Annotated in this window: 21 protein-coding genes; 20 read left to right on the forward strand and 1 reads right to left on the reverse strand. The window is 39.9% G+C overall.

Going from position 1 to position 14,411, the window contains the following annotated elements:
• Nucleotides 1-270 precede the first annotated feature (270 nt).
• From E5Y90_RS14640 to E5Y90_RS14655, 4 genes are all read left to right on the forward strand, one after another.
• Nucleotides 271-834, forward strand: coding sequence for a hypothetical protein (locus tag E5Y90_RS14640; RefSeq protein ID WP_163146684.1), 564 nt, complete (start codon nt 271-273; stop codon nt 832-834).
• Nucleotides 835-945: 111 nt separating this feature from the next.
• Complete coding sequence (locus E5Y90_RS14645; protein WP_163146683.1) at nt 946-1,539, forward strand: hypothetical protein; 594 nt, start codon at nt 946-948, stop codon at nt 1,537-1,539.
• A gap of 242 nt (nt 1,540-1,781) precedes the next feature.
• Complete coding sequence (locus E5Y90_RS14650) at nt 1,782-2,477, forward strand: hypothetical protein (RefSeq protein WP_163146682.1); 696 nt, start codon at nt 1,782-1,784, stop codon at nt 2,475-2,477.
• 148 nt (nt 2,478-2,625) lie between these two features.
• Nucleotides 2,626-2,847, forward strand: coding sequence for a hypothetical protein (locus E5Y90_RS14655; protein ID WP_174660624.1), 222 nt, complete (start codon nt 2,626-2,628; stop codon nt 2,845-2,847).
• Between the two features lie 50 nt (nt 2,848-2,897).
• On the opposite strand, the gene E5Y90_RS14660 is transcribed toward E5Y90_RS14655, so the two are convergent.
• Entirely contained in the window at nt 2,898-3,167 is a 270-nt protein-coding gene (locus E5Y90_RS14660) for a hypothetical protein (protein ID WP_163146680.1), read from the reverse strand.
• Nucleotides 3,168-3,450: 283 nt separating this feature from the next.
• On the opposite strand from E5Y90_RS14660, the gene E5Y90_RS14665 reads away from it, so the two are divergent.
• The 16 genes from E5Y90_RS14665 to E5Y90_RS14740 all read left to right on the forward strand — a co-directional run bounded on the left by E5Y90_RS14665 (nt 3,451) and on the right by E5Y90_RS14740 (nt 14,287).
• The gene (locus E5Y90_RS14665; protein ID WP_163146679.1) at nt 3,451-3,873 is read left to right on the forward strand and encodes a hypothetical protein; all 423 of its coding nucleotides are present in this window, start codon (nt 3,451-3,453) and stop codon (nt 3,871-3,873) included.
• Nucleotides 3,874-4,037: 164 nt separating this feature from the next.
• On the forward strand, nt 4,038-4,658 hold the full coding sequence (locus tag E5Y90_RS14670) for a hypothetical protein (protein WP_163146678.1): 621 nt from the start codon (nt 4,038-4,040) through the stop codon (nt 4,656-4,658).
• A gap of 249 nt (nt 4,659-4,907) precedes the next feature.
• On the forward strand, nt 4,908-5,486 hold the full coding sequence (locus E5Y90_RS14675; protein ID WP_163146677.1) for a hypothetical protein: 579 nt from the start codon (nt 4,908-4,910) through the stop codon (nt 5,484-5,486).
• A 207-nt stretch (nt 5,487-5,693) separates the two neighbouring features.
• Nucleotides 5,694-5,990, forward strand: coding sequence for a hypothetical protein (locus E5Y90_RS14680; protein ID WP_163146676.1), 297 nt, complete (start codon nt 5,694-5,696; stop codon nt 5,988-5,990).
• A 267-nt stretch (nt 5,991-6,257) separates the two neighbouring features.
• A complete protein-coding gene (locus tag E5Y90_RS14685; RefSeq protein ID WP_174660625.1) occupies nt 6,258-6,935 on the forward strand; it encodes a hypothetical protein in 678 nt (225 codons plus the stop codon).
• Nucleotides 6,936-7,159: 224 nt separating this feature from the next.
• The gene (locus E5Y90_RS14690) at nt 7,160-7,417 is read left to right on the forward strand and encodes a hypothetical protein (protein WP_163146674.1); all 258 of its coding nucleotides are present in this window, start codon (nt 7,160-7,162) and stop codon (nt 7,415-7,417) included.
• 133 nt (nt 7,418-7,550) lie between these two features.
• Nucleotides 7,551-8,048 (forward strand): hypothetical protein, encoded by a 498-nt coding sequence (locus E5Y90_RS14695; RefSeq protein ID WP_217485955.1) that lies wholly within the window; start codon nt 7,551-7,553, stop codon nt 8,046-8,048.
• A gap of 185 nt (nt 8,049-8,233) precedes the next feature.
• Entirely contained in the window at nt 8,234-8,899 is a 666-nt protein-coding gene (locus tag E5Y90_RS14700; protein ID WP_163146672.1) for a hypothetical protein, read from the forward strand.
• Nucleotides 8,900-9,418: 519 nt separating this feature from the next.
• Nucleotides 9,419-9,802, forward strand: a complete 384-nt coding sequence (locus E5Y90_RS14705) for a hypothetical protein (protein WP_163146671.1) — start codon at nt 9,419-9,421, stop codon at nt 9,800-9,802.
• A gap of 335 nt (nt 9,803-10,137) precedes the next feature.
• Nucleotides 10,138-10,548: a hypothetical protein gene (locus E5Y90_RS14710; RefSeq protein WP_163146670.1), complete on the forward strand. Its 411-nt coding sequence runs from the start codon at nt 10,138-10,140 to the stop codon at nt 10,546-10,548.
• Nucleotides 10,549-10,711: 163 nt separating this feature from the next.
• Entirely contained in the window at nt 10,712-11,794 is a 1,083-nt protein-coding gene (locus tag E5Y90_RS14715) for a hypothetical protein (RefSeq protein ID WP_163146669.1), read from the forward strand.
• 358 nt (nt 11,795-12,152) lie between these two features.
• A complete protein-coding gene (locus tag E5Y90_RS14720; protein ID WP_163146668.1) occupies nt 12,153-12,524 on the forward strand; it encodes a hypothetical protein in 372 nt (123 codons plus the stop codon).
• Nucleotides 12,525-12,639: 115 nt separating this feature from the next.
• A complete protein-coding gene (locus E5Y90_RS14725) occupies nt 12,640-12,831 on the forward strand; it encodes a hypothetical protein (protein ID WP_163146667.1) in 192 nt (63 codons plus the stop codon).
• A gap of 18 nt (nt 12,832-12,849) precedes the next feature.
• The gene (locus E5Y90_RS14730; protein WP_163146666.1) at nt 12,850-13,104 is read left to right on the forward strand and encodes a hypothetical protein; all 255 of its coding nucleotides are present in this window, start codon (nt 12,850-12,852) and stop codon (nt 13,102-13,104) included.
• 120 nt (nt 13,105-13,224) lie between these two features.
• On the forward strand, nt 13,225-14,052 hold the full coding sequence (locus E5Y90_RS14735; RefSeq protein ID WP_163146665.1) for a hypothetical protein: 828 nt from the start codon (nt 13,225-13,227) through the stop codon (nt 14,050-14,052).
• A gap of 25 nt (nt 14,053-14,077) precedes the next feature.
• Nucleotides 14,078-14,287: a hypothetical protein gene (locus tag E5Y90_RS14740; RefSeq protein WP_163146664.1), complete on the forward strand. Its 210-nt coding sequence runs from the start codon at nt 14,078-14,080 to the stop codon at nt 14,285-14,287.
• The last annotated feature ends 124 nt before the right edge of the window (nt 14,288-14,411 follow it).

The raw sequence follows: 14,411 nt of genomic DNA on the forward strand, positions 1-14,411 counted from the left end.
TCAAAGCCACTGTTTAAACAGTAGTTTTTTAAATACAAACAACTTGGTATGCGTTAAATTTTTTAATAAAAAAAATGCCTACAGCCAGAGTAAAAAAGCACCGTTCATCGGGGCTTTTTTATTACCAGGTGGATAGCACGACACTTGTTGTCGTAGAGGTTGATTCTATGTTGACTTATGCCATGTTTAAGCCCATAATAAACCACATACGGAGCAGAAAGCTCACCAGGTAAAGCCACCTGATTAATGGCTTAAATTTAGGGTTGCCCCATGACAAAATATCATTACTTACATTTAGAAAAAGTTTATTTGGGTCTTGGTTTTGGTTTGAACCAAGTTGGCTTAGAGAAACTTCAAGCGCGTGGCTTATACCAGGGTCACACCATTCTCAGCTTATCGAATCAAATCTTTGAAACTTGGGCTATGCGTAATGCTGCATTCATCATGTATTTTGCAAACACCCCGGACGGCTTTGTTTTTGGTTTGGAAAACTCTGTTAAATCCATTGAAGAAACCTGGAATGACTTTGCTCAACACTGGAACCAGGAAGCTCAAGAATACTTCAATGGAAAGGGTGCTAATCGCCCTCGTTCAATTAACAGCCTTCGCGGTCTATTTATTTTCAGCAAGGACGATAATCGCGCTGTAAATGACAATGCCCTGCTGCAAGCTGTACTTGAAAACAGACTTACTTTTGAAGGCTTTAAAAAGCGCATCGAGCACTTACACAAGTCAGCAGAGCAATACCTTAAAGACTTTGTTAAGCGTCACCACCTAGATCAGATTGTCGATACGTCTGATCAAGACAATATTGTTTTCGCTGAATACAAATAAACGGTTCCTGTACCCGCCCTGGCGGGTAAACCCACCCATACTTTAAACCAGAGTAGATCGCTCAAGCGGAACAGCAACCGCATTAAAAGCTGATATACTGAGGATAAACCCATGTCATACCTACCATACCCATCTTTAGATAAAGCCTTATCTGGTCTTTGTTTTGGCTTAAACCAAACCGGTTTAGAGAAGCTTCAAGCGCGTGGCATATTTACAGACCACACCATCAGAAGCCTTGCTGATGAAGTTATGAGCACCTGGCGCATGCGTAATGATGCCTTTTTCATTCGCTTTAATGACACGCCAGACGGCTTCGGCTTCGTTTATGAAAGCCATATCATATCCATTGAAGATGCCTGGAACGAATACGCTCAACATTGGGTAGCTTATGCAGAAGATTATTTTAGCGGTGAGTGGTCTAAACGCCAAACGGTATATAGGGCATATCCTGATGGTAAACCTCCACGTACCATCAAAACTTTAATGGGTTTCCTTCCTTTTGCTGCTGATCGTGGTCTGTACGATAGACCTTTGCTTGAAGCCGTGATAGACAATAAACTGACTTTTGATCTATACAAGGCGCGTGTAGAGCACTTGCAGAAGTTGGCAGAGAACCATATCAAACGTCATGCCAAACGCTTCCACCTTGACCAGATTACTGATACCACTGACCCAGATCACCCGGTTTTTACTGAAATTGAATAACTGGTTACAGTACCCGCTCCGGCGGGTATACCTTTTTATGGTACTTAAATTCAATTTTCTACAATGCCTTAGAAAATAGTAGGCGTTAGATTTTTTAATAAAAAAATATACGCAAATAATTGTTTCTTATAGAATTATATTGACTTATGCCATGTTTTGAACGATAATAGACAACATACAGAGCAGATAGCTCGCCAGGTTAAGCCACCTGATTACTGGCTTAAATTTAGGGTATAAAAATCATGTCAGTACAAAATCTTTCTCTTGCAGCACTTAACAAAAATACACGTTTTGCTCAAACCAACAAATTCACTATATTGGCTCAATTAGTCGATGCTGGTGCAAAAATCGGTACAACTTCTGCCCCTACCCGCGAAGAATATGAAGCTTTGCTTGATAAAGCGAGCGAAGGCTTCCCAGGCGTGAGCTTGCAGTCTCTTGATATTATGGCGAATGCGTGGACGCAATTAGTTGTTATCTACATGAAAAACTTTTTTCATCTCACATTTGCCGAAAAAGGTACGCAAGATTTTAAAGATTTTTCGAGTTTGCTTCGTTCCAGTGATGTTGTGGAGCATGGTGTGAAGGTCATCAATTTAGAAAAAGAGCATTTTTTACTGCCATGTCATAACGTGCAAAGAGAATTGCCATTTAATAATTTGGAAATGACCCTTGCAATCAATTACGGTGCTTTTGAGCAGATCATTAATAGCGTTCATTACTTCAAAGAAATGGACACCAGTGCTGCGCATTATTGCGGTCTAAGTCGTGATGATCACGCTCAGGTCATTGATCTGATAGAAGAATTTGCACAACACCAATACGACTTTTTGTACGACCTTTTGTGGGGTACTTATGACGAAAGAAAAAGCTCGCCTTCATACGCTCAACGTAACCAAGTCTTAAACATCGACCACCTATTTAAACTGTTAAGATAACCCATTCGGCGGGGAAACCCGCCACCCATCCAGACCGCTCCTGCGGTTTTTTTTGTTGCCTGGCCTGGCAACTAGGTAGGCGTTAGGTTTTTTAGTAAAAAAAATGAATTAATTTTCTTTAGAATTTTTCGATCTGAATTTAACAGCAATGCTTTCCGCCCCCTTGTTTAACTTGCAGGGTATTTATCGCCTTGAACAGCTCCTTAGTGAATTACATTCAGGCAATTACGAAGTCTCATTAAATGGTTCGCATGGTGCGATCTGTGGTGCTAATGATAATCCGCATGAACCAGACCCGATCAGCTTTACAGCAGAAGTTGGAGTGCTGTTGTTCTTTGATCTGGACACCGCAAGCAGCTTACCAAGTTAATTGCAGAATAAAAAAAGGAAGCTTATCTAGCTTCCTTTTTATTATTCACATCAACTGTTGTGCCACTCTATCCACGGTTTAGCCATTGCTTCCTGTTTGGCTTTATCAATTCTCTTATTGATATTAATGATCAACGCAATAAAGATAACCAGAAAAACCAGGCTTAATATTGCGATAAATTGCATTGAAGCATGTTCTTTATGAGCATACTCCATAAAGCTACTTACCCCCATAAATAGCATTAAGCTCAAAGCCACAATAGCGCAGCCTTTGAAGTGACGTTTTTCGCTTTCTAAGTTTTTTATAAAACCTTCGTACATTTCTTCTTCCCCATAACAAGCCAGAAATACGGTGGCTTTTCCGTTTAATCATAACGATTCCTATACATTATATATTGTCTTATGCCATGTTTCAAATAATATTTATAACAATACAAACAATTACAGATATAACTTCATTTTTGTTGTAATAAGCCACTATATGAAACTTTTTTATTTGATATATTTGAAAACACCAAAACTATTAAAATAGTTATATATTTTTATAGTTTAATAGTTTAATAGTTTTATGTTTTTATAGTTTCCTATTTTTTATGGTGGATATATGGCAGAGTTAAAGACAGAAATGCTTATGAGTGATGTACAGAAGAACATTCTTCTGCTGAATATCGTTCAGTTGGATTTGTTTTTCACTTTCGGTTTGCGTCAAACAAAATGGTTCTTTGAAAAAGATTACAACCGCGTATTAGCAATAGTTCCAGAGGGTGCAGCAATTGAAGGCATTAATAGTTTTGGTCGCATCCAAGCCCGAAATACTGCGGATAAAAAACGCTATGGCTTCTTCCCGCACAATTGCACCTGGTCACAATCAACTGAATATAATGGAGGTGGTGAGGTAATAAAAATTTCTGATTTAAAGAATATATATGATTCTTTTAATTTAAAAGATTATACACTAGATGCTTTAACTCACATTCCTAAACAGTTCCGGGATTTTTATGTTGAAATGTCACAACAGCCCTCTTGATTGAGGGTTTTATTTTTCTCTTAAAAGCGACACAAAATGACGTTTATATCATTTTTATAATTTCCTTATGCCATGTTTCAAGGATATAATTAGTAGTATATAGAGTGGAAAGCTCAAGCGGGAAAGCCACCGTAGTAAAGGCTTAGAATAAGGTCATAAAAATCATGTCATTCTCACTATCACAGGCAGTTAGCCGCATTGCCTTTAACCCAACCATCAAAAATATAATGATTGTAAAATTATTCCAGGTGGATTCTGCAACAAAAAAATGCCAGAAGGAATACGCTACCAAAGTTACTTCACGTAATAAGTTTAATGCTTTGATACCAACTCAAGATATGAGCCAGATAACAGCCTTTAATATGGAAATCATTGCTCACGCTACCGGTGTAGCTCGTCACAAGGTACTGGATATCTGTGTTAATGGCTCAATTACAGCACAAAGCATTCATGACATTGCTTCGCTAAAATTCATGGTTCAACGCCGTAATGCTATCTGTGATTTGGTCATCAAAGAAATAGCAAGAGCACAATTCATAATAATTCAGAGTGAAATCAATTCAGGAAAAAATTACAACGACCTGTTTAGCAACAAAACCTTCCAGGAATGGTATTACACATTTAAAAAGCCATTACACCCACAAACAGAGGGTCTTATAGACAATACAAATTTAGTTGATGCGACCTACCAGATCGTACACTGTGGCTATTTTGAAATGACCAACTACCTGTTAGACCTTGTTGAAGAAGAGCACAAAGCTCGTTTTTATCCAAACGCTACCTAGTAAATCACTCCCCGGACTGCGGGGATTCCCAAAACTCCTGTACTGTAGGAGTTTTTTTATGCCTAGCCACATGGTAGGCGTTAGGTTTTTTATATAATAAAAAAATACTTTGATTATTTTAAGTCTATGATTTCTATATTGACTATGTTGACTTATGCCATGTTTCAAACCTATAATGAAGGCTCAGACGAACAACGTCAAACAGAAAAAGCCACTGTAATAATGGCTTAGAATAAGGGTTTAAAAATTATGTTACTTTCAACAGCTATCGGTCAGGTTCGCCGTAACCCAGGTATCACACATTTACTTGATTTGCATTTATTCACTGTGGATTTCACTACTAAGCGCGTTACCGATCACTCAACCAAAGTAAACGTCCTTGCCAGGATTAATGCTATGGTTCCACCTCAAGATTTAAACATTCTGGTTGGCTTTAAATTTGACATTATTGCCAATGCTACAGGCATTGCTCGCCAGAAGGTCGTTAATTTCCGTGCTCAAGACGAAATCTATAAAGATTCACTCACTCAAATAGCTGTATTGCCAAGTGAGGAAGAACGCCGTGATGCACTGTGCAATCTGGTTTTAAAGAGCATGGCGCGTATGCAATATTTAATGATCATGGCTCAGATTAATTCTGGCAAAGACTACAGTGAACTGCAAAGCAATAAAACCTATGAGGAATGGCAGCGCGACAGACCATTGAAGCCAGATACCGAAGGCTTGGTGGATAGCACCCATATCGTTGATGCGACATACCAGATCGTTTCAGCCTTATATATTGATGCTGTAACCTACCTGTTAAACATAATTGTGGCTGATAAATAGTTAGCGACAAAGACCGCAGCTTAACAACCCCACCCTGCCTGGCGGACTGGGGTTCCAGAAAGAAGCTCCTGACAGGGGGCTTCTTTTATAAACTCCTGATAAACATTGACTTATGCCATGTTTTAAGCCATAATAAACCACATACAGAGCAGAACGCTCAACAGGTAGAGCCACCTGATTATTTGCTTAATTTTAGGGTATAAAATCATGTCTTTATTGAATCAAATTGAAGAAGTCAAACAAGCTTTAGAAACAGCTCAAGTACCAAGTGATCTAATTTTACGTTTCGCTAATAGTCACAAACTTGCTCAGATCATCCGTAAATACGACAATGCGATTGTCGCTCAGGTTCCTGATCACCTGGCACAAAACCTTGCTGCTGACTATGCTAACTTTCGTGCTAAGGGCTACACTTTGGCAGAAGCAACATACAGTGCAATCTGCACTATGTTTAACTACGAAAAACTCGTAGTTAAGGAAAGAGTTTACGGTTACGCCCAATAAGACGAACTCAGGATGCCTTCAACATGAAGGCATTTTTTTTGGAGCCGGAGAAAATGGTAGGCGTTAGATTTTTTAGTATAAAAAAATGTTCCCGAATTTTGGAGCCGGGTGATTGGACTGTGTAGCAAATCTCACTTTATAGATAAATTTTTAAAAGTTAATTAATGTTGACTTATGCCATGTTTCAAGCCATAATTAACGACATAGGGAACGAAGTGTTCCCCACGGAAGAGCCACCGTAGTAAAGGCTTGAATGAGGGTAATAATATGCTACACAATAACACTATGCCGTTTGGCTTCTCTTCTTTCAATTCGCGCATGAGCACATTAGTTGCGAATGCTTGGCTTTCAACTTATCGCTATCACGCTTCTGAGCGCGATCAGTCAGGTGTATACGAAGTATCACCTATAGCTTCACGCCTTGACTTGGAAACTGCGAATAAAATCGCGTATGAAGTTAGTTCTTCAATTCATCAAACCCTATCTGATATTTTGTGCTTTGCTGATTGCTACAAAAAGCATGAAGGTTTAAGCCGTCCTAATGCGACCCATATCATGCGTGACGACCAGACTGTATTTTTACATGGTCTGTTACTGCTTGGATTGGATACCGACATTGCCCCGCAATTCGCTGTACAGTTGCACAAGCGATCTATGCAACTTATCACTCCTATAGAGCTGTTACTTGGCTTAAACCTGAATGCGTTTAAACGCATTTATGACATTGCCAAAGTAGGCGGTTTTAAATCCCTGACGGTTGAAGCCCAACAGAGTGTTTTAGACTTTGCAGCCAAGCAAATCAAACAGATTCGTAGCTATCTTCGTAGCAGTGGTGAATCGCTAGGTGTGGATGCTGATGTGATTGAGCAGATCAGCAAGGAGTATAAGCATGATCTGGGCTACAAGGTCACGATTGAGGAATGCACCAAATCGGCTGCTGCATAAGCAGCCAATCTGGAAGCCCTGCGTAATGCGGGGTTTTTTAATACCTACAGCCAGGGAACCAGGTAGGCGTTAGGTTTTTTCAGTAGAAAAAAATGTTCCCGATTTTCTTGGAGACAGGTTTATATTGACTTATGCCATGTTTTTAGCCATAATCAAGCATATATAGAGCAGAAAGCTCACCCGGAAAAGCCACCGGATTAAAGGCTTAGATAAGGAATAGAAATATGACAACGCATGAAGAAAAAATACGCTTGGACATGATCAATTTTGCTCGTAACTCTTGCACCGTTACAACCAATTCGCTTTTAAGCACTGTAAACCTACAATGCAACGTAGATAGCGAAGTTTCACACCTCTTGCAAGATCACGAAGCTGATGAATTTATCCGTAAAGTGGATGCTATTTATAATGAAGGGGGCTTGTTTTATGAGCAAGCCGAATACTTGGTTGCTCACGAATACTTAGACCTCCTACAGCCATAAAAGCCTAATAACTCCATACCATGCGGTGCAGTGTACTCCGCATGGTTACTATGATAATTACTTGATGAAAGGGTGAAAAAATATGCCGGCACAATCTTTTTTCTATGAAACTTCGCATTCAAATTTTGGAATAATGTTTCAGAATGATGCTGAACAATATATTGAAGTCATCCAAGATATTCAGGCTCAAGCCAAAGCCCTTGATGAATCAAACAAGGATATTTACCGGGTGATTGCTCAATTCTCTTCAAGTGAAGATGGCATTCAAATCTTTGTAGCCCCGCATGTGCGCTATGTTGAGCTTGCTGAGACGGTTCTGGAATGCTTCAAAGCTAGTGGAAAGGTTTACTTCAAAAATAAGCACAACCAACATCGCCAGATCAGAAAGCAAGGGTTTTTAAGCGAACTTCAAAAAATTATTCACATTTCTAATGGTAATAAAAAGAATGAAGTGGCTAAGACCGTGGCACTGATCAAAGAACATTTTGAAAAACAAGCAGCAAAACTGGATAAGGCTGTAGAAAGTATCGCCCTTAAATACAATTTAGGTGTGGTGAAGCATCAGGAATACATTGCCGGACTAGCTCACACATGGATTGAAGAGCAATCACCTGAACCAAAGGCAGTCTAATATTTAAGAATGGAAAACAATACCCTACCCTGACAAGGTTAGGTTTTAATTTGTCGAATTGCAGATTGATAGCACTCATTTACATTGACTTATGCCATGTTTAATGATTATAATTCTTTGCATCAAAGGCACTAAGCCAAACCGGATAAGTCACCGGATTAAAGATTTAGATTGAGGGTAAAATAATGTTTTTAGAAGCTATCCAGAATCAAGCTGAAAACTCGCAAAGCAATGAATACAGCTTTCCTATGCTAGTTGCATCAAAGGTTAATTTTTTTGATGGTGCGTTCACTCAAACTCAAATTTTCAGCAAAATTATTGCAGAGAAAAAACAGAGTGTTGATGTGCTCGATACTGATGACATTTACATTGAAATCACCGGACAGGTAGCTGATCTACCGTTCCATGCTCGCAGTAGTTCACTGTTTTATTGGACTGCTTTAAGGGATTACCCTACGCATAATGCGTGTAAGCTCGCTTCTCTTACGCTCCACAGTCTGCGTGTAGCATTATTTGTTCAGGTGGCGAAGAACCTTCCTCAAAGCAAGTTGGTTGCTCCTGTGCGCCAGAGCAATTTCTTGGATGCTGTGGATGCGTGTTACCCGAACATTGACCTGTCAGACGAAACGACAGCGATTGAGCATGCAAATATGCTAATTGGTAAGGCAAAGTTTAATTTAGCCAATCTTGAACGTCCGTCTACAAGTTTTGAAGATGATTTATTCAAGACAGTTGATCGTGCTGTATATCAAGCAGCAGAGCTACTGTTTGAAAAAATGAATGAAGCTATCTCAACTGAGCGAGTAAACAAAATCCGTCAAGCTGTGTACCTTACCCGCTTCACTTACTAAACCGATCACTCAGGCGGGATACCCTGCCTGAGATACCTCATAACTACAGGTCGCCACCTGATTAAAGGCAATATTCAGGAATTATAATCATGTCTAAATTCAATGTAGCACTCGACAACTTAATCCATCTTTCGGAGAGCGTTTAAATCCGATTCAGTACATCACCACCCTATTTTGGTGAAGAAGCTAAAATTCGCTTATTAAACCTATTCGATATTGGGTTCTAAGCCCAGATCAGCAGCCGGAACCGCGTCAATAGATGCGGTTTTTTATTACCTTAGATTTTGATTGAAAAGGCTTGGCACACGGTAGGCGTTAGGTTTTTTAATATAAAAAAATAGTTCAGATTTTTCAGGAACACATGCCAGGTCAGTATGCAAATTAATTGCTTCGGCAATGTAGATAAATGATGTTTTATATTGACTTATGCCATGTTTTAACCCATAATTAAACACATACAGAGCAGATAGCTCACACGGATAAGCCACCGTAGTAAAGGCTTAGGTTTAGGAGTTTCTTATGCAATACGCAATTTTCTCTGATTTAGACATTTTACAGCGTCATATTTGCTCAAACCTTGATTGGAACGGCAAGAATGAAAGCCAAGTCGTTTTTGTGGATGAAGAAGAAGCTCCTGTAGCTTTGCTTTGCAATGACCTTGATACTGCGTTCAAGTCAACTGCTGTATGGGTGGACGGCGTGAAATTAGCAGACGGCATTATCAACCCTGAAAATGCCCTGTACATTACCGCTCTCCGCAATATTGAGCCAAACATGGTTGAGTTTTCTCAACAGCATAAATACCTAGTAATCGCTGATGTGAATGGTGAGCTAGACCTACACCACTTAGTTAAATCAAGTCAGCTTGAGCTAGTGGATACCATCTTAGAGGACGATGAATAAAACCTCACCCTATACCCTCAGAGGTTCAGGTTATGATTCTCCTGAACCTCTCTTTAACCCCCCTGCCACTATTTAGGTCAGGGGTTTTTTTTACCTATTTTTTGTGAAGCCCTGGTGAACTTGGTAGGCGTTAGATTTTTTAAAGTAAAAAAAATGATTGAATATTTAGGGATATAGCCGATGGCGCGGATTACAACTCAGTGATTAATCTGGAACAGATTGTATTGACTTATGCCATGTTTGAGGCGATAATTTCCACATACTAATGAATCGGCTCAATATGCCAAAACGGTCGCACTCACCGAATTATGAGTGCTTAGGGGAAAAAATTTTAAATGTCAGCAGTAGCACATATTTGTCCGGTAGCAGTTGACGCTCCGGTTTACCAGATAGAAAGAACAACTGATTTATCAATGGCTCAGTTCCTTGCTCAAATCAAATCACTATTGAACAATGATTTCTTTGCGCCAGTGATTACACCTGAACAATGGGCTTCTAAAGCCTTGATCGGCACTGATCTGGACCAGATATGCGAACACCTTTCTGAGAGCACATATACCTTTAATGACCTCACCGGTGAAGTAGTATTCAAAACCCATGATGATGACAAAGCTCTTCTGGATTTTGAAAACATTGGTGGTCATTTCAAACTAGCGGTAAAGTCTGAACATAGCCTTAAGCCTAAAGGACACCCAAACATAAACCTGAACATTATTCCGTTGTTCTTATGGTTTGCGCTTCATTGAATCAATTGAAACTCGCATTCACAACATGGTTGCGTTGCGTATTTTGAAAAACCAAGACGACTTCTCAAAACTGCTTGCGAAGCACCGTTTTAAATAATGACTAATGATTAGGGTAGATGCCACTACCTTACCTTATAACTAATGATTGAAGGATAAGAGCGATATGCCAAGCTTTATCTCAACTGGAAAAAAACTCAAAGTGCTTACTAGCTCTATTTGGTCTAACAACCAACAGGCTTTATTTGGTATAGCACCATCGAACACCAATTTAGAATCTGGTCCACAAACCAGTGTGCAATGTTTCGCCGTGGTAGAAGATATTAATTTGAAGCCGGAAACCATGACGATCTATTTGCTCGTGAACACACAATTCAAAAGCATTAATGAAAATGGCGTAGACGATGAACAGGTCAAAATGAAGGACTGCGAAATCAAGATCGCTCGCAGCTTTGATCTGACCCAAATCCATTCTGGCGAGCTTAACTACAACCAATTGCATGCACTTGGAAAAGACTTTGCAACTGAGGTGTTAAAATACGCCCAATTTGCGTTATTTTCTGAGTTAGGCAAAGCTGATGCCTTACCTTTAGGTATCTATGAAAACCTGATTTTCAACCCAGAAAATATTAGTATTAATCTGGATGCAAGCGAGAATAAAGTGAACTTAACGCCCTTTATTCATTACTATCGCTTACTCAATATACCGCGTATGCACCTAATTGATCAGTTTATTAAATTTGCCAAAAAAAAAGGTGAAATGAGCTTCACCGTTGATCAAATGCGTTTCTGCTTGTCGGAACAACCTTGTCTGGGTGTATTAAATAATTGCAAACATAGTGCAGCCAAACCAGTCGATTTACGCCATCCACACTTACTGGATATTCATATCAAAGGTGAAACTGCCTTGCAAGAAATGTTTAAGTCTGTACTTTATGACTTAACCATGAATGGCAATAACCGAAAATCACATGAATATGAGTTATTCAGTGATTTACTGCATACAAATAATTTTAATGAAGCATTCCTGAGCCATGTTCAACCCACAAACGAATCTATCTCTAATACTTTAGATCAGATGAACTACGCATTATTTAACTTTAGCAATGCTCAAAAAAACCTGGACAAAATTGAAGATAATATTCATAAGCAGCACTATCAATACAATCTTGCCTGGTTTGCAGCAACATTAGGGTATATCGAAGCGGCCGTGGAATCATGCTGCCACGTATATACAGTTAAAAAATGAAAATGACGAACAGGCTCCTTTTGCTATGAAGCAGCTAGATCAGCAACCAATCAGCGTATCGGGTGCAGCAATTCCGGTGTAATCCTCACCCACCTAAAAAGAGCAACCTGTTTGCTCTTTTTTTATCGCAAGAACCTACGCCAACAAGAATATGAAGAAATTCGGGAACGTAGAAATAGTATAAATAAAAAGGCTGAAACTTCTGATGTACCATTCTAAAAATTCCTAAGCACCCACGGCGTAAGTTGGTTTTTATTGACTTATGCCATGTTTTAGCAGTATAATTCATATATACAGAGCAGATAGCTCACACGGAAAAGCCCCCGCAATAAAAGGCTTATCGTTCAGGGTTAAAATTATGTCAGTCCAAGCAATTCGTATCCACCTTACAACCTTTCTAGGATGCCTAAACAGTGATGTTCTTTCTAGTCAGTTCAACCTAGATGAAATCAGCGAGCATTCTGACCGCTTGGAAAACTCCCAAGCAAAACTGATTGAAATAATTGCAGCTATGCAGTTCTCAGGCATTATCGCAGCTACAGGATATGGTAAGGTTCTTTTATCTCCAAGTGCGAAAGAACAAGGCTTGTGGCAAGTAACAACCTTCAATGACAACCACATACCGCTTGGTGATCTTGGCAACCAGAATTTAACCACGGCGTTAGAACAATTCTTTGAAGAAATCAGCTTAGATTTGAATGTAGAAGAATTTTGCAGCCAGTTTTCTTAATCACAACGATAAAGCCTGACCCGCGCAGTAAGCGGGTCCAGAAATGAGTATGTCAGTAACAGCACTATAGTTAGCTTTAGGTGTTTGGATAGGCGGATATGGTCTGGCATGTATCATGCACGGCAACAGTGAACTGAAACACATTGAGCAATCAGAAAACCTATCAGAAGTTGAAAGCCAGAAAGAGTTTAAGTCTGCTACCGAGCGTCTTAAATTTGGTAGAATTATTGTTCCAGTCGGGTTGATTCCGCTTGGACTTGCATTCTATCGCATCTTTTTGATGGTCGTTGAACCAGGAAACCAATAATTACTAAAGGATGATGCCATGACAGAACTACGCGGAGAGATTCCAGTTGAACGCATAGTTGCAGATCACTTGGAAAATAAGTGCATTAGCCTGAATGATGCCTTGAATGAACTGAACCTGGATAAAAATCTCGCAGATGATACAAACTTCTGCATGCAGCTCGATTTCCATATCCTCTGCTGTGTGGACTGCGGATATTGGTATCTCCCTTGTATGATGACTGAGAACTATAAAGGCGAAGAGGTCTGCGAAGATTGTTCTGAAAGCGATTAAGTGAAAATTCAATTATTTTTTATAAAGGGTAGTCAAAACTGCCCTTTTTTTGTTTATATTACTGACACTTGCCGGTCTATTTAAGTCGGTTCCAACAAAGCAAATATAATTGGGTGATCAATGTCCACCACCAAAACAGTTGCCTATCTGCGCAACACACTGACACTTGCCGATGATTTAACTCAATTCAATATCAATACCCAACTCACCCAAGCCCAAATTGAACACCCTAATTACCAGATTGTAGAACTGGATAGCTTTACCGAGCGACAGCAGCTCATATTCACAGGTTATCAGCTAGGCGCGATTACAGCGCGTGAAGCCTATGCCGGCGCGTGGTGGGCGTATGACCATTACATTGTCATCTTTACGGTCTTTCCTGACGGCAGCACTAAAACGGAATTGGTATCCAACCTAAATAGCTTGCAGATGATCAAGGAAGTGCATGTCGTCGGCAGTCAGCTCCATGATCTTATTTCTAATCACGACTATCTCAGTGTGCACGAGCCAGACGGTACGTTCTACCCGGCTGTATACACCCAGAACCCGCAAAACTACGCATTTGTTGATGATGGCATTAATAGCTATATCGAGCTGCGGAACCAGGTGTTTATGAATGAGATTGACACCGGCACTCAGATGATTGGTCTATACGTGGCACAGCATGACGGTGAGCCTAATTTAATGTTCTGCGGTGAGCAGATCGCATCAGATATCAGTTTTAAAAATCAGATAGACCTATACCGTACCATTGGTGGAAAGTTTATCTGTTATATCCAGACGACCCGGTTTTTTGGTCGCATAGAACACCGGGTAGAAGTGTTCAGTGAAAATGACAAGCCAACGTGCTTGAATCGAAAGCTGCAAAAGGAACTCGACAGCTATATGGATAGTCTCAAGAAGGACGAATCGTTCAGTTTTCGCCAAAAACGAATGCTGATGAATTAAGTCTGTATATACAAACAGGTTCCTTGTGAATAATCATCTTATCCTTATCGACTTTCGTGACAGTCATACGCCTGGCGTAACCAACCTCGACCAGTTTAAACAAGCCATTGCGCCGTTGATTGCTTTAGGGTTCTTTGATTACCAGAGCCGGGGGCGCAACTCCTTTATGGACTTGAAAGCATCCGACCGGCAAGACCGCTCTATCGGGAGCGTGATCAAGTACCAAGCTATATAGCGTTAAAACGCCCAAAAGCATTAAAAACCAGAGAAATAACCCTTGTATGCTCCATAGGCTGAACTCTTGCTTTAGCAAGGTATAAACACCAATTCCCAGGAATAGTGTAATTAGATCAGACCGT

It is taken from the genome of Acinetobacter sp. 10FS3-1, assembly GCF_013343215.1.
In the GTDB taxonomy this organism is placed as follows: Bacteria; Pseudomonadota; Gammaproteobacteria; order Pseudomonadales; family Moraxellaceae; genus Acinetobacter; species Acinetobacter lwoffii_C.